Source organism: Kitasatospora sp. NPDC023118, from assembly GCF_055560875.1.
Genome location: NZ_JBVHHW010000009.1, coordinates 115,203 through 135,158, shown reverse-complemented (window position 1 = coordinate 135,158; position 19,956 = coordinate 115,203). Strand labels below are relative to the sequence as shown.

Here is a 19,956-nt window from a genome sequence, read left to right as displayed (position 1 = left end):
GGCGGTGGCTGTGGCTCCGGAATTCGACTCGGTGCGCAGCCAGGCTCGCGTCCGCTCCCGGCCGGGCCTGGGACATGCCCGCGCCCCGCCGGGGTCCCGGCGGGGCGCGGTGTCGGATCGGTGGTGCGTCACATGTTGATCATGTGGCCGGCCAGGCCGTGGATGGCCTCCTTGACCGCCTCGCCCAGGGTCGGGTGGGCGTGCACGTTGCGGGCGACCTCGTGGACGGTGAGGTCCCACTGCTGGGCCAGGGTCAGCTCGGGCAGCAGCTCGGTGACCTCGGGGCCGATCAGATGGGCGCCGAGCAGTTCGCCGTACTTGTTGTCGCTGATGACCTTGACGAAGCCGATCGGGTGGCCGAGGCCGTGCGCCTTGCCGTTCGCGGTGAACGGGAACTTGGCGACCTTGACGTCGTAGCCCAGCTCGCGGGCCTGCGCCTCGGTGTAGCCGAAGGAGGCGATCTGCGGCTGGCAGTAGGTGGCGCGCGGGATCATGACGAAGTCGACCTCCTGGGTCTCCGCCCCGCCGATGGTCTCGGCGGCGATCACTGCCATCGTCTCGGCGGCGTGCGCGAGCATCAGCTTGGCGGTGACGTCGCCGATCGCGAAGATGTGGTCGACGCTGGTGCGGCCGCGGCCGTCCACCGCGATGGCGTTGCGGTCGGTGAGCTTGACTCCGGTGTTCTCCAGGCCGTAGCCGTTGACCCGCGGCGCGAAGCCGATCGCCTGGAGCACCTTGTCGGCCTCCAGCACCTGCTGCTGGCCGTCCTTGGTGACGGTGACGCGGACCTTGGCGTTCGGGTCGCTGTCGTCGATCGACTCGACCCGGGTGGAGGTGAGCACCTCGATGCCCAGCTTGCGGTACTGCTTGGCGAGTTCGGTGGAGACCTCGACGTCCTCCAGCGGGACCACGCGGTCCAGGAACTCGACGATGGTGACCTTCACGCCGTAGTTGTGCAGCACGTAGGCGAACTCGACGCCGATCGCGCCGGCGCCCGCGATGATGATGCTCTCCGGCAGCTGCTCGGTGAGGATCTGCTCCTCGTAGGTGACCACGCGGTCGCTCAGGCTGGTGCCGGGCAGCAGGCGGGTGGTGGCGCCGGCCGCGATGATGCAGTGGTCGAAGGTGACGACGTCGAAGCCGCCGCCGCTCAGCGCGACCTGGAGGGTGTGGTCGTCGACGAAGGTGCCCCAGCCGTCGTACTCGGTGATGCCGTTCTTCTTCATCAGGTAGTGGACGCCCTTGACCCGGCCGTCGGCCACCGAGCGGCTGCGGCGGAAGGCCTCGCCGAAGTCGAAGGTCACCTGGCCCTCGACCTTGATGCCGAAGGTCTTGGCCTCCTTGGTGAAGATGTGGGCGAGCTCGGCGTTGCGCAGCAGGGCCTTGGAGGGGATGCAGCCGACGTTGAGGCAGACGCCGCCCCAGTACTTGGCCTCGATGACCGCGACCTTCAGACCCAGCTGGGCCGAGCGGACGGCGGCGGTGTAGCCGCCGGGGCCCGCGCCGAGGACGACGACGTCGTAGTGCGTGCTCATGTTGCTGACTCCTCCGAGGGTGTCACGGTGTCGTGATCTCGGTCCCATGGTGTCAGGACCGGGCTCGGCGCACCCACCGGGTCTCGGCGGATGCGCTCCGCGCGGCACCGTACAGGACCCAGTTGGCACTGTCAGTGTCAGTGGTGCCCGCTACGGTGACTCGCACCCGGCCCCATCAGGGGCGATGTCGGAGGGGAGGCTCCGGATGGACGGTATGCGCACGGCAGGCGGGTGGGCCCGCCGCCCGAGGACGGCAGCGGGCCCACCCGGGCGTCAGGCGGTCACCCCGCGGGCGTCGGTCGCTCCGTCGGAGGCACTGCCCGAATCGCTCATACCCGCGCCGGCCGTGGTCTGAGCGGCCGGGCGCTGGGCCGGTACGGGCCGCTGTAGCGAGGAGAGGTCCCAGGCATAGGTGCCGACGGCGTGCGCGATCACGTCGATGTTGACGTCGAAGGCGCCCATGTCGATGTTGTCCAGGTCGTCGCAGGCCTTGTGGTAGCAGGAGTCGAAGGCGGTGCCCGCCGTGCCACCGTAACGGGCCTCCTGCTCGGGGGACTTGATCACCTCGGCGCCGGTGTCGGTGCCGCCGGCCGGGATGCCCGCGTCGATGAAAGGTCCGTAGTCGGAGCGGCCGTTGAAGGCGGAGGGGTCGTGCGGGAGGTCACGGCCCTCCAGGTACTCGGTCAGGTCCCGCTCGATCTGCGCCGAGCCCTCGGGGCCCGCGCCGCCGCCCGCGCTGCCGGAGCCGTTGTAGACGAACTGCGCGTAGTTGGGGGAAGCGATCATGTCGAAGTTGAGGTAGAGCCGGATCTTCTTCCGGTCCGCCTCGGAGAGTGACTTCACGTAGGCCTCGGAACCCTTGAGGCCGAACTCCTCGGCGGACCACCAGGCGAACCTGACCTTGTTCTTCACCGGGCGGACGCTGAGGTTCCTGGCGACCTCCAGGATGCCGGCCGAGCCGGAGCCGTTGTCGTTGACGCCGGGCCCGGCGGGGACGGAGTCGAGGTGGGCGCCGATCATCACGGTGTTCTCCGGGTCGCCGCCGCGGGTCTCGGCGATGACGTTCCAGGTCTTGCGCGGCTCCATGGAGGTCCGGATGTCGAGCCTGAGCCGCACCGGCCCGGCGGCGGCCTTCGCGGCCAGCGCCTCCCCGGCGGCCCTGGTGATCCCGCCGGTCGGCACCTTCCCGGCGGTCGGCTCGCCCAGGGTCCCGTTCAGGTCGCCGTCGGCGTTGTTGTAGACGACCGCCCCGACGGCACCGGCCGCCGCCGCGGCGGCCTGCTTCTCGGCGAAGCTGCACCCGCCGCGCCGGATCAGCGCGATCCGGCCGGTGAAGGCGCCCGCCGGGTAGTCGGCGGGCGCGCAGCCGGTGGTGGCGCTGACCGGCGCCACGGCCAGGTCGGCGGTCAGGCCTGCCTCCGGGCCGCTCACCGAGTAGGTCATGGCGATCACCGGCACCGACTCGGCCTGCGGGGACACTACGTCCAGGCGCTCCGAACGCGCCTGGAAGAAGGTGTACTCGAACTCCTGCTTGGACACCTTGAGCCCGGCCCGGCGCGCCTGCTCGTAGATGTACCGCGCGGACTCCTCGTGCCCCTTCGAACCGGCGACTCTGGTACCGCCGTTGCGGTCCGCGAAGCGCTGCAGCGCGGCCAGCGTCTCGCGCGCGTCCTCGGCGCTGCTGGCCTCGACCAGCCGCTCGGCGAGCTTCGCGCCCCGGCGGGCCGGGTCCGGGTCGGCGTTCGCGGTGCCGGCGCCGACCAGCAACAGCGGGGTGACCAGCGCGGCGGCGGTCAGCACGGCGCCCGCGCGGCTCCGGCTGAGGGGATGACGGACGGTGCGCGGGCGCGGTGTCGGGGTTGCGTGGTCCAGCAGGGTTGCGTGGTCCAGCAGGGTTGCGTGGTCCAGCAGGGTTGCGTGGTTCAGCAGGGTTGCGTGGTTCAGCGGGGTCGAACGGCCTAACGGGGTGGAACGGTCGAACGGCGAGGTCCGACGACGGCTGCGCAGCTTCAAGGCGACTCCTTCCGACGGTCCGTGAACTCACGATTTGACCCGACCGGGATCGCCTTGCCAAGGCCGCCGCGCGGCCGCGACATGCGCAGGACCGCCTGCACGGTGATCCTGGAGGGGTGGGGGCGTCTCATCCAGGAGGGTGACCACATGTCCATGCTGGATAAGCTCAAGAGCCTGCTGAAGGGCCACGAGGAGCAGGCGGAGAAGGCCGTCGACACGGCGGGAGACACCTTCGACGAACGCACCGAGGGCAAGTACGGCAGCCAGACCGACGTGGCTCAGGACAAACTGAAGGAACAGTTCCGCGACGAGCCGCCGCAGTAGCACGCGAGGTCAGGAGCGCCCGCCGGGCCGGGGGCGGCGGTGCTCAGCCGTCACCCCGGTCCGACGGCTCCAACGGCTCCTCCAACGGCTCCAACCGGCTACAACGGCTCACTCTCGTGGCCCGCGCCGCAGATCTCGCACGGCCCGGGGCCGAGCCGCTCGCCCAGCCGTCCGCACTCCGGGCACACCCGGTCCAGCCAACAGGCCGACTCACCGCCTTCGTCCACGCCCCCGATTCTGCCCGGGGCACCCGCAGGAGCGCGAGTAGACACTGTCTACTACCGAATGGTAGACAGTGTCTATGACTGATCAGGACAGGGACCTGCGTGCCCGGCTGGTGGCCGCCGGCGTCGAGCTGGTGACCCGGGAGGGCGTCCACGCGCTCGGCCTGCGCGAGATCGCCCGCCACGCCGGGGTCTCGCACGGAGCGCCGCGCCGCTACTTCGCCACCCACCGCGAACTGCTCGCCGCCATCGCCCAGCACGGCTTCGGGAAGCTCACCGACTCCCTCGCGGGCGCCGACGCCCTCGTCGCCACCAGCGGCGCCGACGCGCGCACCCGCATCGACGCCCTCGCCCGCGCCTACCTCGGCTTCGCGGCGGCGAACCCCGGCATGTTCGAGCTGATGTTCCGTCACGACCTGCTGGAGGGCAGCGGCGCCGAACTCCGCCGCACCACCCTGCCGCTGTTCCTGACCTTCGCCGGCCTGGTCGCCGAAGGCCACCCGCAGTGCGACGACCCGACCGCCGCCACCGCCGCCCTCTGGGCCAACCTGCACGGCCTCGCCCAACTGCGCGCCTGGGGCAGCCTGCGGCTCGTCACCGGCGGTACGGACATCGACCCGCTGCTGCGCGCCACCCTGGACGCCCACCTCGGCACGGCCACCCGGTGACGCCGGAGCGCCGCCAACGGCTCACCCTGGCCGCGAGCATCACCGGCGCCGTCCTGGTCGCCCTCGACGGCACCGTGCTGACCGTCGCCCAGCCCACCCTCCAGCGCGACCTGCACGCCTCCCTCGCCGTCGTGCAGTGGACCAGCACCGGCTATCTGGTCACCGTCGCCGCCCTGCTGGTCTTCGCCGGCCGCCTCGGCGACCGGTACGGGCACCGACGCGTCTTCACCCTCGGCGTGGCGGGCTTCGCCGCCGCCTCCGCCGGGATCGCCGTCGCGCCCGGCATCGGCTGGGTGATCACACTGCGGGTCCTCCAGGGCGTCGCGGGCGCCCTGCTCCAGCCCGCCACCCTCGGCATGCTGCGCGCCGTCTGGCCCGCCGACCGACTACCCGGCGCGATCGCCGTACGCACCGCCGCCATCGGCCTCTCGGCGGCGGCCGGACCGCTGGTCGGCGGCGCGCTCACCACCCACCTCGGCTGGCGGGCCGTCTTCCTGCTCGGCCTCCTGCCCGCCGCGGCGGCGCTGCTCGCGGCCCTCGCCGCGCCCTCCGTACGCACCGAGCGGGTGACCGGCGGCCTCGACCTGCCCGGCGCCGCCCTGCTCGCGCTCGCCCTGGCCTGCCTGGTGCACACCCTGGTCACCCTGCCGACCGGCGGCTGGTCGACCGGCACCGCACTGGGCCTCACCACCGCCGCGCTTGCCTTCCTCGCCCTCGCCCGGCACGAGCGCCGCACCGCCCGTCCGCTGCTGCCCGCCGCCCTGCTCCGCTCACCGACGGTGGGACCGGCGCTCGGCATCCTGCTCGCGGCCTCGGCGGCGGTGTTCGGGACCCTCTTCCCGGCCACCTACTTCCTGCAGGACGTCCTCGGCCTCGACCCGTTGCGGAGCGCCCTGCGGGCGGCGCCGCTGGCGGTGGCGATGATCCTGGCCGCGACCGCCTCGGCCCGGCTGGCGAAGCGTCACGGCACGCGCGACACCGTGCTGTTCGGGATGGCACTGATCACCTCGGGCGCGCTGCTCACCGCACGGCTCGGCCCGACCCCGGGCGCCGTCGCGATCGGCTGCTGCTTCCTGCTGCTCGGCAGCGGCTTCGGCACGGTGATGGCCACCGCCACCTCCGCGGTCGTCCGCGGCGCGGCCACCGCCGAGGCGGGCGTGGCGGGCGGCCTGCAGCAGACCGCGATGAACATCGGCCCGGCCCTGGGCGTCGCCCTGGCCACCGCCCTCTCCGGCCGAACGGCACCGGGCGCCGCGCTCACCCCCGCCGCCCTGGCGACAGCCGCCGTGGCCGCGGCGGGAACGCTGCTGGCCCTTCGGCTCCCGGACTCGGGAGGCAGAGCCCGGGAGGCCGTCAGACACCGGTGACACCGTCCTCACGTCCGGAGAGCCGGCCAAGCTGCCACTGACCACCGTCATCGGCCGCACCCGGAAGGCCGGCCGGGGGATCTAACCGGCCCGATCCAGTCCCTCCCGGATCAGACCGACCAACTGCCGTGCGAACTCCGCATTCGAGGCGAAACGCTCCGGCATCCGCTCGGCGAGACGGCGGAAGAGCTCCCCGACCTCGACGGCCGGTCCCAACGCCGCCCGAAGGTCGCCCGGATCGGTCCGGACCGGCGCCATCATCAGCAGCACCCGGGCAAGATCGAGGTCGATCCCCGGCCGACCTGCCAGCACCCGGCGGCGGAGCTCGACGGCCCGCTCCAACACCGCCGTACCGTCGGCCAGCCAGCCAGTCGGCCACGCATGGCGAGCAGCTGACCGAGATCGATCAGCGCCTCGCTTCCGGCGTCGTCGTCACCGACCCCGACCATCCCGGCGACCGCCGTGACCCGGCCGCGGTGCGATTCGGGGGCCAGGTCGGCGAGCAGTTCCTCGACCTCCCCGTCGCGTCCGGCGAACGCCCCAGTGGGCGCGGGCAGCCCGGACAGCGCCGGGGCCGACGGTCGGCGGCAACTGCGCGGTGAGGTAACGGCCTTGGACGACCGTCCCGAGGAACACCCCGCCGTCGATCCGGTTCTCCGTGAGCCCGCCGGCCCCCGCCGCCATGTAGCGCCCCCGAAGCGGCCCGACGTTCCGTCAACAGTGTTACCCTGCCGGGAAGATCACCACAGTCTCGGCGGCGGCCCGCCCGACGTCCGGCACCGCGCGGTTGCCGGCGAGGGTGTCGGCGACCGGGGCCACGGACCTCACCCCCCGAACCCGAGATCCTCGAAGACATCCGACGCTCCCGCGACGGCCGGCCCTGCCTGATCGCGGCCAAGACCAACGACCGCACCGCCCACGACTCCCTCAACCGGTCCTGCGCCGGCGCCCGCCACCTGCGGACCGTCCCCCCGGAGCCCACCCTCCCGCACGGCGCCGGCATGGAGTTCCACCTGCACCGACTCATCGGCTGACCAGGCCCGTTGCCCTGGAGGCGCCGAGTCCTGGCCACCGATCGCAGCGCCGCGACCGGGCAGGTGAGGGACAACGCCGGGGCCGTACCGACGCGGGCGGCAGGTGAGGACCAGCAGCGTCGCAAGCTGCACCACCGCCCCGACGGCCTGGCCCAGCCACACGCCGTTCACCCCCAACGGCCCCGACAGTCCGACGGAGGAGGCGAGTTGGGCGCCCAGGCCGAGCACCACCGAGAGCACCAGGCGCCGCCCGCCGCCCGTCGCCTGGTGGACGCCGCCGAGGGCGACCACCAGGGCGTACGGGAGCAGGTAGAGCGCCGCCGCGCGCAGGAAGCCGACGGACTGGGCCGCGACCGCGCGGTCGTCGGTGAAGAGCGCGGTCAGCGGATCGGCGAGGAGGGCGGACAGCACCGCCGCCCCCGCTCCGATCAGCGCGGCGAGCCGGACGGCGGCGCGCCGGAGGGAGGGCAGGCTCTCGTCGCGGCAGGCGCCGGTGAGGTGCGCGGCCCGGATCGCGGCGGCCTGACGCACGGCGTAGAAGGCCATGGTGACGACGAGCAGCAGCCGGTAGCCGATCCCGTACCCCGCCACCGCCGCCATCCCGAAGCCCGCCACCAGGCCGAGTTGGGCGGTACCGACCGCCATCCGGGCGGTGAAGTCCAGGCCGAAGGGCGCACCCGCGCGGACGATCCGCAGCGCCGCCGCCCCGACGCCCCGTACCGCGCCAGGGGTCCACGGTCGCACGCGTAGCCGCAGCCGCAGCCGCAGCCGCAGCCGCAGTGTGACGGCGAGGGCGACCGCCCGGGAGGCCGCCAGGGCCAGGGCCGCGCCGGTGACACCGAGGGCGGGCAGCGGCCCGGGGCCGAGGATCAGCAAGGGGTCGAGCACCAGCAGCAGGGCGTTGGAGAGCAGGGCGATCCGCATCGGGGTGCGGGTGTCGCCGGTGCCCTTGAAGAGCTCGTCGGCGACGCGCTGGGCGGAGAAGAGGGCGAAGGCCGGGAAGGCGACCGCGAGGTACTCGGCCGCCCGGGCGGCGGCCTCGCCGTCGAGGAAGGCGGCCGCGAGCCGGTCGCGCAGCAGGAAGCCGGGCACCGCGAGGGCGAGGCTGCCGATGAGGCAGAGCCGCCAGGCGGCCCGGGTGGTGCGGGCGGCTTCGTCGTGGTCGCCGGCGCCGAGGGCGTGGGAGAGCCGGACGCTGGTGCCGGAGGAGACCACCAGGACGAGTCCGAGCAGCAGGTTCTCGACGGTGCCGGCGAGGGTGACGGCGGCGACGGCGGTCCCGCCGAGGCCGGCCACCCAGAGGGTGCCGATCACCGAGGCGATCACACCGGACAGCAGTTCGACGTAGACCGGCCCCGCCAGTGCGGCCAGTCGGGACAGTTGTCCGCGCATGCCTCTTCCCCTGTTCCGTTCCGCCACCCAGTCCACGCCCAGGCTCAGCCCCACACGGCTGCCTCGATTCGAGCTATCCCGAACAGAGATACATCGAAACGATGTATCTCGACAAGAGGTAGCATGGCACCTCCACGGGGCGCACTGCGACGAAAGGGCCTCAACCGTGCTGACCCTCGCGATCCTCGGTTTCCTGTACGACCAGCCGCTGCACGGCTACCAGCTCAAGTCCCGGATCACCGGCCTGACCGGCCACGTCCGACCGGTCAGCGACGGCGCGCTCTACCCCGCGATCACCCGACTGGAGAAGGCCGGGCTGCTGCACCGCCGCACCGAGCCGGGCAGCGGGGCCGCGCCACGCCAGACCCTGGAGCTGACCGAGGAGGGCCGGGCCGAACTGTTGCGTCGACTGGCCGGCCCCGAGCAGGCCGAGATCACCGACCAGATGCGCTTCTTCACGCTCGCCGCCTTCCTCCATCACCTCGCCGACCCGCCCCGGCAGGCCGCCGTCCTGCGGAGCCGGCTGGCCTTCCTGGAGGCCCCGAGCAGCTTCTTCTACGACGGGGACGGCGAGCCGGTCACCGCCGAGCGCGAGCCGAACCCGTTCCGGCGAGGCATGCTGCTGGTAGCCCGGGCCTCCGGCGCCGCCGAGCGGGCCTGGCTGACCGACACCATCGCCGAGCTGGAACGCTAGAGCAGTCCGTACGCACACGGCCGAACAGCAGGACGACGGACCGGAATTACGCCTTTCCACACCTGGTCCCACCCGGCCCGCGCGTCGCTATGATGACCCGTCTCACGTCCACGGCGCCCCTCCGCGGCGTGACCCACCACCGCGCTCCGCCCGTCTCCTGGAGGCAGCCGTGCCCAGTGAAGTGACCGCAGCCGCCCGTCCCGTGCCGCTGAAGCCGGACGACATCCCCGGTTGGTTCTTCGGTCTGGACCGGGCCGCCTTCACCCACCTGCTCTCCCAGCAGAGCGGGGCCGGGGTCAAGGGCGACATCCTGGAGCTCGGCAGCTACCTCGGCCGCAGCGCCGTGCTGCTCGGCGACCACCTGCGGCCGGGCGAGCGGCTGACCGTCTGCGACCTGTTCGACTCCGAGGCGGGCGACGACGACAACGCCGCCGAGATGGCGATGTCCTACCGCAAGACGCTCACCCGCAGCGCCTTCGAGTCCAACTACCTCGCCTTCCACAGCGAGCTGCCCGAGATCGTCCAGGCGCCCACCTCGGTGCTGGCCGACGGCCGGATCCCGGCGGGCAGCTGCCGGTTCGTCCACGTGGACGCCTCCCACCTGTACGAGCACGTCGCCGGGGACATCACGGTGGCGAAGGCCGCCCTCGCCGAGAACGGCCTGATCGCACTGGACGACTACCGCTCCGAGCACACCCCGGGCGTCTCGGCGGCGGTCTGGGAGGCGGTCTTCACCGGCGGCCTGCGCCCGGTGCTGCTCACCCCGATGAAGTTCTACGGCACCTGGGGCGACGCCGCGGCCGCCCGGCAGGTCCTGCTGGAGCGCGACTGGCGGGCCGAGGGCTACACCACGGACGAGGACACCATCGCCGGGCAGCGCGTGCTTCGGCTCAACTACCAGGCCAAGACGCACGCGATGGTTCAGCGCTCCGCCTCGCGCCGGCTCGCGCTGGACCTGCTGCCCCCGGTCGCCACCCGCGCGACCCGCCGGGTGCTGCGGACGCTGCGCGAGCGTCGCGCCGTCCGGCCGACGCCGAACGCCTGACCCTCAGCCCGCTGCCACCACCGCCGTCCGGGGCACCCGGGCGTAGGCCGGCACCGCGCCGAACACCCCGACGGCGGCCGCCGAGAGCAGCACCCGGTTCAGCCCCTCGACCGGCGCGGCGCCGCCCCACCGGAACAGCACGCCGAAGGCCGCGCCCCCAAGAGTCTGCCCCAGCCGGCGGAAGGTGGTCATGGCCCCGGCGGCCATGCCCGCCCGGTCCGGGGGCAGCGCCGCGAACACGGCGGCGCCCGTCGCCGGGCCCGTCAGCCCCGCGCCGATGCCCGTCAGCACCAGTCCGAACGCCGGTGACCAGCGTGCGGTCACCGCTCCTCGCCTCCTCGGGGCGTCTCGGCCCAGCTGCCGTGGCCGGGGGCGGCGGCACCGGGCGCGCTGGTGTGGAAGGTCCGCCAGAGCAGGCCCTGGTCGTGGGCTCGGGTGGAGCTGGGGGCCTCACCGGGCCAGGAGCCGACGTACCAGAGGTGGACGAGGGCGTGCTCGTCGCGGACCCGGTGGGCCAGGACGGTGCGGTGGTGCTCGTGCGCCATGCCGGTGGCGCGCAGCTCCGGCACGTCGAAGCCGGTCAGCTCGGCGCAAACGCGCAGGAACTCCCCGAAGTCGGCCAGTTCGTCGACCTCGGCGTACTCCCCGATCCCGTACGGGTCGGTCTCGGGTCGGCCGCTTCCGCACGCGCCGGCCTGGCGGGAGCCGGCGGCGTACGACTCGGCGGCGTACGACTCGGTCTCGTACGGGTCGTCATCAACGGTGCGATCGTCGGACACGGACACGCGGGCACCCCCACGATCGTCAGCGGACGGCCAAGACATGACAGACACGCGCCGATGCCGGCACAATACCGTCCCGTTCAGCAAGATCCTGCCGCCCGGGCGGACGACCGGGAAGCACTTGACCGAATGTGCCAGATCTTGGCCTCGGCCTGATCGATCAGCGCTCCTCCATGGCCGAAGTCAGAACGCTTCCGCTCAGCCCAGCGCCCGCACCGCCTCCAGCACGTCCAGCCCGAGCCCCGGGTCCGCGTCCTCCGGCAGGTTGACGGACAGCCGGGTGACCAGCCCCGTGTAGCGGCGGTGGATCTCCCGCGCGGCTTCCTCCACCGAGCCGGACACCGCGAAGGTGTCGAACACCTCGTCGTCGATCAGCGCGGCCATCTCCGACCAGCGCCCGCGCACCGAGTGGGTGTGCAGCTCCTCCTGCAACCCCTCCCAGCCGTGCTGCGCCAGCACCGGGCGGTAGGCAGGGGTGGAGGCGTAGAAGGCGAGCCGCTCGCGCACCCCGGCCCGGTTGGCGGCGAGCTCCTCCTCGGTGCGGCCGGTGGCGGTGAGCACGTTGCCGACGATCTCGAACGGCCGCCCCGTCCACGCGGCGCCTTCCGCCTCGGCCCGCTCGCGCTCCTCGGTCAGGCCGGGCAGCACCTGCTCGGCCAGGTAGGCGGTCGAGGAGAACGGGTGGCTGAGGAAGCCGTCGGCCACCGCCCCCGCGGTGCGGGTCATCAGCGGCCCGACGCCCGCCAGCAGGATCCGGGGCACCCCGGCCGGGACCGGGTCCGGCGAGAACACCGGCGTCATCACCGTGTGGGTGTAGAACTCGCCCCGGAAGCGCAGCCGTTCACCGGTCTGCCAGCTGTGCCAGATCGCCCGCACCGCCTGTACGTACTCGCGCATCCGGGCAGCCGGACGGTCCCAGGGCATCCCGAAGCGCTTCTCGATGTGCGGCTTGACCTGCGAGCCCAGCCCGATGACGGCCCGCCCGCCGGAGGCCGCGTGCAGCCCCCAGGCCTGGTACGCCAGCGTCATCGGGGTACGGGCGAAGGCCACCGCGATGCCGGTGGCCAGTTCGATCGACTCGGTGCGGTCGGCGGCCCGGGCGAGCTGGAGGAACGGGTCGTACGCCGTCTCGGCGACCACCAGCCGGTCCATGCCCCGGCGTTCGGCCTGCTCGGCGGCGTCGAGGATGCCCGCCGGATGCCCGGAGGCGGTGGCGTCGAGGCGGAGGGCGGCGGGTCGGTCCATGGTGGTGCTCCTGGTCGCGGGCTGCGGTGCTTCCGGGCTAGCCTGCCACGCCGTCAGCGCCGCTCCGACCCGCCCCGACCGTGAACAGCCGGTCCAGGTGCCGGTCGACGGCGGCGAGCACGGCGGGCGGCTCGATCACGTTCAGCTCCAGCAGCGTGGTGAACCCGGTCAGCGCGAGCAGCAGGTCCGTCTCCACCGCCGGGTCGCGGTCCACCGCGATCAGCCCGTCGGCGATCGCCTGCCGGACCACCTGCTCCACCATGCCCCGGCCCTGCAGCAGGCCGGCGCGAGCCCGCGCGTGGACGTCCTCGTCGTGCAGCGCCTCCAGCACGTAGGCGGCGCTCATCCGGCTGGTCACCCGGGAGTCCGCGTGCAGCGGCAGCAGCTCGACCAGCATCGCCCTCAGCACCGCGCGCGGATGCGGCCGCTCGCCGAGCTCCGCCAGCGCCCGGCCGACCCGCAGCCCGCTCTGCTCGCCGGCCAGGTCTCCCGCGAAGGCGAGCAGCTCGGCCCGGGAGCCGAAGTAGTGCTGCAGCTGCCCGAGCGAGATGCCCGCCTCCTGGGCGACCTCGCGCAGCGTCAGGTGCGTGGCGCCGCGCTGCTCCACCACTCGCCACAGCGCACGGGCGATGGTCTCGCGGCGCTCCTGGTGGTCCACCTGCTTGGGCATGGCCTTCGATCTCCGCGCTCTCCCCGACCTTTCCAATACGCTTGACATAATACACCTGACCGATAACGCTGAGGGCATTCCGAGGAAGGAGTGTCCACGTGCTCACACGGCCCGTCGCCCACACCGCCGAGGGAAGCGTCCGCGGCTTCCTGGACCGGGGGCTCCCGGTCTTCCGCGGCATCCCCTACGCCCGGCCGCCGGTCGGACCGCTCCGCTTCGCCGCCCCCGCCCCACCCGAGCGCTGGGACGGCCTCCGCGAGGCCTGCGAGTTCGGCCCCGTCGTCCCCCAGTCCGGGCCGCTGCCGGCCGAGCCGACCCGGGGCACCGACTGGCTGACGCTCAACGTCTGTACCCCGGACCCGGGCGCGGCCGGACTGCCGGTGCTGGTCTGGATCCACGGCGGCGGCTTCATCTCGGGGACCTCGGGCGACCCGCTGTACGACCCGACCGAGCTGGCCCGGGCCGGGCTGGTCGTGGTGAGCGTCAACTACCGGGTGGGCGCGGAGGGTTTCGCGCTCCTCGAGGGAGCCCCGGCCAACCGGGCCTTCCTGGACCAGATCGCGGCCCTGGAATGGGTCCAGCGCAACATCGCCGGCTTCGGCGGCGACCCCGGCCGGGTGACCGTCGCCGGCCAGTCGGCCGGTGCCGCGTCGGTCGCCGCGCTGCTCACGATGGGTCGGGCGCGCGGCCTGTTCCGCCGTGCCGTCGCCCACACCGTCGGCGGCAACCTCTGCACCCCCGCGCTGGCCGCCGAGGTCACCGCCGCCCTGGCGAACCAACTCGGCACGTCCCCCACCGCCGCCGCCCTCGCCGAGGTCGATCCCTGGCGCCTGGCCGCCGCGGTCACCGACCTCGGTACCGCACTGCCGGAACACCTCGCGCGCTGGGGGCGGCTCGCGCAGACCGGCGTCGCGACCGTCCCGGTGGTCGACGGCGAGGTCCTGACCGAGGAGCCCTGGGCCGCCCTGGCCGCCGGACGCGCCACCGGGATCGAGCTGCTGGTCGGTCACACCCGCGACGAGTTCAGACTGTTCAGCGTCCTGGCCGGCCGGCACGGCAACTTCACCGAGGAGGAGGCCCGCACCGCCCTGGCCCAGCTCGCCCCGCACCCGGACGGTCCGGACGCCTACCGCACCGCCCTCCCGGACGCCACGCCCGAGGACCTGCTCGAAGCCGTCACCTCCGACGCCCTGTTCCGGATGCCCTCGCTCCACCTGGCCGAAGGCAACGCCGCGGCCGGCGGCAGCTCGTACCTCTTCGAACTGGCCTTCCCCGCCCCCGCCCTGGGCGGGGTGTTCGGCGCCTGCCACGGGCTGGACGTCCCGCTGGCCTTCGGCACCCTGGACAGCCCGATCGGCCGACACTTCCTCGGCGACCCGCCCGGCCCGGCGGCGGCCGAGGTCTCCTGCGAGCTGCAGCAGGCCTGGATCCGGTTCGTCTCCACCGGCGACCCCGGGTGGGCCCGCTACGAGCCGGATCGGCAGCTCACCCGGGTGTTCGACGCCCGCTCGGAGACCGTCCGCTACCCCGAGCAGGCCTCCCGCGACATCTGGTCGGGGCACACCCCCACCGCCTTCGACCTCGGGTGACGGTTGCGGCGGGAACGGCCCCGGCCCGGGGACGTCAGGTTCAGCGGCGCAGCACGTCCGACCCGAAGTCGGCGAAGCCGCGCCCATGGCGCCGCTCCCGCCGCTCCCGCCGCGCCTTCGGGGCGGCCGCCGTCATCAGGGGGCCGAAGTCAGATCGCCAGGTCCCGTCGCTCCAGCAGCCGGAAGGCCGCCGACAAGCCGAGCAGCCCCACCCCGAGCAGCACCCCCAGCGCCGCCCACGGCACCCCGCCGTGCGCGAGCACGTCCCCCGGCGCGTAGTAGTGGAACGGGCTGAGGTAGCGCAGCGGTTCGGCCGGGGACCAGGCCAGGGCGACGAAGTTGAGCGCGAAGCCGGCCGCGCCGAAGGCCACGGCCGCACCGATCACGTACGCCCGCCGCCGGCTGAGCGCGGACACCGCCAGCACCGGCCCGGTCAGACAGAACGCCAAGGCGCAGCCCAGCAGTCCGGCGGTGAACACCCCGCCCTCCGGGACAGCGTCGCGCAGCTTCGGCGAGAGGACCACCCCGAGCGCGACGGTCAGCGTGGCGGCCGCGTTGAGCAGCACCGAGGCGGCGATCAGCGCGCCGGCCCGCTCGGCGAGCAGCCTGCGCCGGGAGAGCGGACGGGTCATCAGCAACTCGATGGTGCCGGACTCGACGTCGGCCGCGACGGCGGCGGCGCCGAGCGAGCCGATCACGGTGAGCTGGAGCGCGATCCAGAACGGGTGGGTGAGCCCGGCGCCGAGCAGCCCGGGGTAACTGGCGATGGAGACATCGCCGTTGGAGCCGCTGAAGGCCTTGAACGCGCCGGGTGGGGTGCGGCGGGCGCCGAACAGCTCGGTGGGCGGGACGGTGCCGGCGATCACCACGATCAGCGTCTCGAAGACGACCATGCCGAGCAGCAGGGTGGTCAGCATCCGGCGCCGCCGGTGCAGGGCGAGCCAGACCAGCGGGAGGCGGCGGCTGACGGTGCCGGGGGTCATCGTCCGTCCTCCGTCTCCGGCTGCTGGAGCTCGGTCGAGCGGTAGAGATCGAGGAAGGCCTCGTCCAGGCCCGCCTCCTCCACGGTTAGGTCGGCGACCGGTAGTTCGGCCAGCAGGCTTCCCACGGCCGCGACCACCTCGTCGGGCGGCACCAGCAGCTCCACCCGCCGGCCGTCCCAGCGCGGGGACCACCGTTCGGCGGCCCCGAGCGGCCGGGCGCCCTGCCCGTCGGCGAAGACCAGGCGTACCCGCCGCGCCCGGGCCCGGCGCAGCTCGGCCACCGAGCGGACGGTCACCAGCCGGCCCCGGCGCACGATGGCGACCCGGCCGCAGGTCCGCTGCACCTCGGGCAGCACGTGGCTGGAGAGCAGCACGGTGCGCCCGGCCGCGGTCTCCTCGGCGAGCAGTTCGAAGAAGGTCTCCTGGACCAGCGGGTCCAGCCCCTCGCTGGGTTCGTCCAGCACCACCACGGCGGGCGTGTGCTGGAGCGACTGGACCAGCCCGAGTTTCTGCTTCATGCCGCGCGAGTACTCTCCCACCGGCCGGGCGAGGTCCGCCGGGGAGAGCTTCAGCCGTTCGCACAGCTCGCGCTGCCGGGGCACCGGGGCGCCCTGGAGGGCGGCGAGCAGGTCGAGCGTCTGCTTCCCGGTGAGCTCGGGGTAGAGCCGCAGTTCGCCGGGCAGGTAGCCGAGCGCGGGGGCGAGCCGCCGGTGGTCGGCCACCGGGTCCAGGCCGAGCACCCGCACCCGGCCGTCGCTGGGGCCGAGCAGGCCGACCAGGCAGCGCAGGGTGGTGGTCTTCCCGGCGCCGTTGGGGCCGAGCAGCCCGAACACCTCACCGGCCTCGACCGTGACGTCCAGGTCCTCGATGCCGACCGTGGCGCCGTACCGCTTGGTGAGCGCGGTCAGTTCGATCACCGGTGCGGTTGCGCTCCCGGGCATGCCCACCTCCTGTGGCTACCCCCTCGGATGTGTGTCGAACATCCAAGCGTGGGTGCCCCCGGCCGGTCGAGAGACACGGCCGGACCGCGTTCCGCGCGCTCACCCCTTGCACACGCCCAGCGGCACCAGGCGGGCGACCTGCCGGGCGAGCCCCGCGGCCTCGGTGACGGCGGCCACCGCGTCCACGTCCTTGTACGCCTCGGGCGTCTCCTCGGCCAGCGCCCGCATCGAGGCGGGGCGCACCGCGATGCCGCGCGCCTCCAGGTCGCCCTTGAGCCGCTCGCCGCGCACCATCCGCAGCGCCTGGTGGCGGCTCCACACCCGCCCGGCGCCGTGGCAGGCGGAACGGAAGGCCTCGTTGCCGGGCAGGCCGACCATGACGTACGAGGCGGTGCCCATCGTCCCCGGCACCAGCACCGGCTGCCCGGCCTCGGCCAGGTCGGCGGGCAGTTCGGGGTCGCCGGGCGGCAGCGCCCTGGTGGCGCCCTTGCGGTGCACGCAGAGCTTCCGCGGCGCGCCGTCCACCTCGTGGGTCTCCAGCTTGGCGAGGTTGTGCGACACGTCGTAGACCAGCTCCAGCCCGACCCCGAGCGCGGTGGCGAAGGCGCGGCGGGCGGCCTCGGAGAGCAGCTGCCGGTTGGCCCGCCCGTAGTTGGCGGCGGCGGTCATGGCGCCCAGGTAGGCGCGCCCGCGCGGGGAGTCGACCGGGGTGCAGGCGAGTTGACGGTCCGGGAGCTCGATCCGGTAGCGGTGCAGCTCGCGGTCCATGGCGCGGACGTGGTCGGTGCAGATCTGGTGGCCCAGGCCGCGCGAACCGCAGTGGATCATGACGCAGACCTGGCCGGGCCGCAGCCCGAAGGCGGCCGCCGTCTCCGGGTCGTGCACCCTGTCGACGGCCTGCACCTCCAGGAAGTGGTTGGCCGAGCCGAGGCTGCCGACCTGCTGCAGCCCGCGCTCGACGGCCCGGGTGCTCACCTCGCCGGGGGCCGCGCCCGCCAGCACGCCGCGGTCCTCGCAGCGCTCCAGGTCGCGCGGCACGCCGTGGCCGTGCTCGACGGCGTAGCGGGCGCCGCCGAGCAGCAGGTCGTCCAGTTCCTCCGGCCCGGCGAGGTGCCAGAGGCCACCGCGGCCGAGTCCGCGCGGGACGCTGCGGTCCAGTAGGTCCATCAGACGGCGGATCCGCTCGGCGTCGAGCTCCTCCCGGGCGACCCCGGCGGCGAGCAACCGGACCCCGCAGGAGATGTCGAAGCCGACCCCGCCGGGCGAGACCACCCCGCCCCGCTCGACGTCGGTGGCGGCGACCCCGCCGATCGGGAAGCCGTAGCCCCAGTGCACATCGGGCATCGCGTAAGATGCGCGGACGATCCCGGGTAGCGTCGCCACGTTGGCTACCTGCTCCAGCGCCTTGTCCCCGGCGGCCTGCGGCAGCAGCGCGTCGGTCGCGAACACCACGCCCGGCACCCGCATCGGCGGTCGCGGCTCGATCCGCCAGCGGCAGCGGCCCGCCTCGGCCAGTGCGATCTCCACCTCGCTCACCCCGCTCCCGCAGTGCGCGCCATCCGTCCACCGCGGCTAGACGTCCACCGTGGCCGCGCAGGTCCAGCCGCCCGGCCCGGCGCTCAGCTCCAGGCCCTGCAACGAGACGGCCTTCGGTACCGCGCCGACCAGCGCGGCGGTGGCGGCGTCGGCCATCCGGAACCGGACCTCGACGCTCCGGGCGCCGTCCAGGCCCTTGATCGGCCCGAAGCCGAGCGCGACCGGCAGTTCGCCGTCGGCGTCCATCCGGTAGATGACCTCCTCCAGGACGCCCGCGAGCAGGTCCGGGTCGCTCGCCGCGAGCACGGTGCAGCCGCGCTCGCCGACGATCCGCGCGCCGGACAGGTCGGCGAAGGTGCCGACGACGGCGTGCACCAGCTCGCCGATGCAGCCCTCGGCCGTCGGCGCCCATGCCTCGACCCGCAGGTCCGCCGTGTGCGGCACGCTCCGGTGGCCGCTGCCGGACCGGCCCGCGGGCTCGTGACCGTCCACGAGCGACGCCTCCCGCACCCGTTGCCGTCTTTCCTCCAGCGTCGTCCCGGGGGCGGTCCGGGGGCAAGTGCGGCCGGTCTCCGACCGCCGGGTGCGGCCACCTTCCGACCGACGGCCGCGGCTATTCTCCGACCGCCGGGTGCGGCCGGTCTCCGACCGACGAGAGGTACGCGGCGGTCAGCCCCGGCGTGGCCAGCCAGGCGGCGTGGTCGCTCGGCTCGGCGTAGGTGTTGGCGAGCCGGCGGGCGACCTGCTTGTGCTCGGCGGCGGCCGCGAAGACGCCTTGCAGATGGTCCGGCATGGTCAGCATCGACGCCGTGAACTCCACGGTGTGGCGGGCGTGTTGCTGCCAGAACCGCTCGGCGGTGCGGCACATCCAGTCCGCCGTGAACGGGGCCGCGCCGTGCTCGACGATGGCCCGCCGGTACGCCTCCGCCGCGCGGGCGGCGCCGTTGGCGCCCTGTCCGGTGATCGGGTCGTTGACCACCACGGCGTCGCCGAGGCCGAGGACGTGAACGGCCTCGACGCCCGAACCCAGCTCCGCCACCGGGCGACGCACCGTCGGGGTCACCGCGCCCCACAGCCCGGCCCCGGCGTCGGTCGGCTCGGCCGCGCGCCAGAGCTCCGCCTCCCAGGGCAGGTACTCGGCCAGCAGCTCGCGGATCCGGGCCAGTTGGACGTCGGGCGTCGGACCGTCGCCGAACGCGTCCAGCGGCCCACCGGGCAGCGCCTCCCACAGCAGGATGTCGCAGGGGCCGGAGAGCGTCAGCGCCGGCTGCAGGTACAGCTCGCCGAGGCCGGGCAGGGCGTGCATCCGCGCCCTGGGCCCGGCGGCCGGGTCGGGCGCGCCGACGCCGTGCGCGTACAGGCAGGACAGCGCGCGCTGCGGCCGGTCAAAGGGCGAGCGGGCGGCGTGGCGCTCGAAGATCCCGGCCAGCTCGCCGCGACCGACCGCGACCACGGTCAGCTCGTGCCCCCGGGCAAGTTCGTGCAGCCCGGCCCGGTCCAGCGAGCGGTACTCGACCCGGCCGCCGCGCTCCGCGAGCAGTTCCAGCCAGCGGGCCAGCTTGATCCGCTGGTCCACCGACTGGGCCGGCTCGTCCAGCGTCATGGTGAACTCCAGCGCCCGGGTGGCCGGCGGCGCCGCGAGCACCGCCTCCACCGACGAGACCGCCGGCGCCTCGTCCGCCCACAGGTCCAGCCCGGCCGCCGCCTCGATCCGCAGCGCCGGGCCGAACATCGCCTGGGTGGACAGCACCCGCCCGCCGCGCACCTGCTCCGGGGTGCGCTCGGCCACCAGCGTCACCCCGTACCCGTCGGCCACCAGCCCGAGCGCGAGTTGCAGGCCGGCCTGGCCCGCTCCGACGACGGCGATCCGGCGCATGGGGCCTCCCGAGGGTCTGCTGACGCGGCGTCAGCAGG

Annotated in this window: 19 protein-coding genes; 6 read left to right on the top strand and 13 right to left on the bottom strand. The window is 74.0% G+C overall.

What is annotated here, in order from left to right:
- Positions 1 to 128: 128 nt before the first annotated feature.
- Both lpdA and ACZ3UD_RS14055 read right to left on the bottom strand, forming a co-directional pair.
- Positions 129 to 1,535 carry a dihydrolipoyl dehydrogenase gene (gene lpdA / locus ACZ3UD_RS14060; protein WP_465586096.1) on the bottom strand — a complete coding sequence of 469 codons (1,407 nt, stop codon included), beginning with the start codon at positions 1,533 to 1,535 and terminating at the stop codon, positions 129 to 131.
- A 273-nt stretch (positions 1,536 to 1,808) separates the two neighbouring features.
- A complete protein-coding gene (locus ACZ3UD_RS14055; protein ID WP_465586322.1) occupies positions 1,809 to 3,332 on the bottom strand; it encodes a M28 family peptidase in 1,524 nt (507 codons plus the stop codon).
- Positions 3,333 to 3,695: 363 nt separating this feature from the next.
- On the opposite strand from ACZ3UD_RS14055, the gene ACZ3UD_RS14050 reads away from it, so the two are divergent.
- The 3 genes from ACZ3UD_RS14050 (at position 3,696) to ACZ3UD_RS14040 (ending at position 6,131) form a co-directional block, all read left to right on the top strand.
- Positions 3,696 to 3,872 (top strand): antitoxin, encoded by a 177-nt coding sequence (locus ACZ3UD_RS14050; protein WP_465586094.1) that lies wholly within the window; start codon positions 3,696 to 3,698, stop codon positions 3,870 to 3,872.
- Positions 3,873 to 4,173: 301 nt separating this feature from the next.
- Entirely contained in the window at positions 4,174 to 4,764 is a 591-nt protein-coding gene (locus ACZ3UD_RS14045) for a TetR/AcrR family transcriptional regulator (RefSeq protein ID WP_465586092.1), read from the top strand.
- Entirely contained in the window at positions 4,761 to 6,131 is a 1,371-nt protein-coding gene (locus tag ACZ3UD_RS14040; RefSeq protein ID WP_465586091.1) for an MFS transporter, read from the top strand. The genes ACZ3UD_RS14045 and ACZ3UD_RS14040 overlap by 4 nt, the downstream gene beginning before the upstream one ends.
- An 81-nt stretch (positions 6,132 to 6,212) precedes the next feature.
- Here the strand turns inward: ACZ3UD_RS14040 and ACZ3UD_RS14035 are convergent, their stop codons facing one another.
- Entirely contained in the window at positions 6,213 to 6,476 is a 264-nt protein-coding gene (locus ACZ3UD_RS14035; RefSeq protein ID WP_465586089.1) for a hypothetical protein, read from the bottom strand.
- Between the two features lie 479 nt (positions 6,477 to 6,955).
- A complete protein-coding gene (locus ACZ3UD_RS14030) occupies positions 6,956 to 8,557 on the bottom strand; it encodes an MATE family efflux transporter (protein ID WP_465586087.1) in 1,602 nt (533 codons plus the stop codon).
- 166 nt (positions 8,558 to 8,723) lie between these two features.
- Between ACZ3UD_RS14030 and ACZ3UD_RS14025 the strand changes: the two genes are divergently transcribed.
- Together ACZ3UD_RS14025 and ACZ3UD_RS14020 are read left to right on the top strand one after the other, a co-directional pair.
- The gene (locus ACZ3UD_RS14025) at positions 8,724 to 9,251 is read left to right on the top strand and encodes a PadR family transcriptional regulator (protein WP_465586085.1); all 528 of its coding nucleotides are present in this window, start codon (positions 8,724 to 8,726) and stop codon (positions 9,249 to 9,251) included.
- A gap of 169 nt (positions 9,252 to 9,420) precedes the next feature.
- Entirely contained in the window at positions 9,421 to 10,296 is an 876-nt protein-coding gene (locus ACZ3UD_RS14020; protein WP_465586083.1) for a class I SAM-dependent methyltransferase, read from the top strand.
- A 3-nt stretch (positions 10,297 to 10,299) separates the two neighbouring features.
- Here the strand turns inward: ACZ3UD_RS14020 and ACZ3UD_RS14015 are convergent, their stop codons facing one another.
- The 4 genes from ACZ3UD_RS14015 to ACZ3UD_RS14000 form a co-directional block, all read right to left on the bottom strand.
- The gene (locus tag ACZ3UD_RS14015; RefSeq protein ID WP_465586081.1) at positions 10,300 to 10,620 is read right to left on the bottom strand and encodes a hypothetical protein; all 321 of its coding nucleotides are present in this window, start codon (positions 10,618 to 10,620) and stop codon (positions 10,300 to 10,302) included.
- Positions 10,617 to 11,075 carry a hypothetical protein gene (locus ACZ3UD_RS14010; RefSeq protein ID WP_465586079.1) on the bottom strand — a complete coding sequence of 153 codons (459 nt, stop codon included), beginning with the start codon at positions 11,073 to 11,075 and terminating at the stop codon, positions 10,617 to 10,619. Before ACZ3UD_RS14010 ends, ACZ3UD_RS14015 begins: the two co-directional genes overlap by 4 nt.
- 201 nt (positions 11,076 to 11,276) lie before the next feature.
- Positions 11,277 to 12,323, bottom strand: a complete 1,047-nt coding sequence (locus tag ACZ3UD_RS14005; RefSeq protein ID WP_465586077.1) for a TIGR03617 family F420-dependent LLM class oxidoreductase — start codon at positions 12,321 to 12,323, stop codon at positions 11,277 to 11,279.
- Between the two features lie 37 nt (positions 12,324 to 12,360).
- Entirely contained in the window at positions 12,361 to 12,993 is a 633-nt protein-coding gene (locus tag ACZ3UD_RS14000; RefSeq protein WP_465586075.1) for a TetR/AcrR family transcriptional regulator, read from the bottom strand.
- A 98-nt stretch (positions 12,994 to 13,091) separates the two neighbouring features.
- Between ACZ3UD_RS14000 and ACZ3UD_RS13995 the strand changes: the two genes are divergently transcribed.
- Positions 13,092 to 14,582 carry a carboxylesterase/lipase family protein gene (locus ACZ3UD_RS13995; RefSeq protein WP_465586073.1) on the top strand — a complete coding sequence of 497 codons (1,491 nt, stop codon included), beginning with the start codon at positions 13,092 to 13,094 and terminating at the stop codon, positions 14,580 to 14,582.
- Between the two features lie 149 nt (positions 14,583 to 14,731).
- On the opposite strand, the gene ACZ3UD_RS13990 is transcribed toward ACZ3UD_RS13995, so the two are convergent.
- The 5 genes from ACZ3UD_RS13990 to ACZ3UD_RS13970 all read right to left on the bottom strand — a co-directional run bounded on the left by ACZ3UD_RS13990 (position 14,732) and on the right by ACZ3UD_RS13970 (position 19,918).
- A complete protein-coding gene (locus tag ACZ3UD_RS13990; RefSeq protein WP_465586071.1) occupies positions 14,732 to 15,565 on the bottom strand; it encodes an ABC transporter permease subunit in 834 nt (277 codons plus the stop codon).
- A complete protein-coding gene (locus tag ACZ3UD_RS13985) occupies positions 15,562 to 16,506 on the bottom strand; it encodes an ABC transporter ATP-binding protein (RefSeq protein ID WP_465586070.1) in 945 nt (314 codons plus the stop codon). Before ACZ3UD_RS13985 ends, ACZ3UD_RS13990 begins: the two co-directional genes overlap by 4 nt.
- Positions 16,507 to 16,605: 99 nt before the next feature.
- Complete coding sequence (locus ACZ3UD_RS13980) at positions 16,606 to 18,033, bottom strand: RtcB family protein (protein ID WP_465586068.1); 1,428 nt, start codon at positions 18,031 to 18,033, stop codon at positions 16,606 to 16,608.
- A gap of 45 nt (positions 18,034 to 18,078) precedes the next feature.
- Complete coding sequence (locus ACZ3UD_RS13975) at positions 18,079 to 18,534, bottom strand: archease (RefSeq protein ID WP_465586066.1); 456 nt, start codon at positions 18,532 to 18,534, stop codon at positions 18,079 to 18,081.
- Positions 18,535 to 18,655: 121 nt separating this feature from the next.
- A complete protein-coding gene (locus tag ACZ3UD_RS13970) occupies positions 18,656 to 19,918 on the bottom strand; it encodes a styrene monooxygenase/indole monooxygenase family protein (RefSeq protein WP_465586064.1) in 1,263 nt (420 codons plus the stop codon).
- Positions 19,919 to 19,956 lie beyond the last annotated feature (38 nt).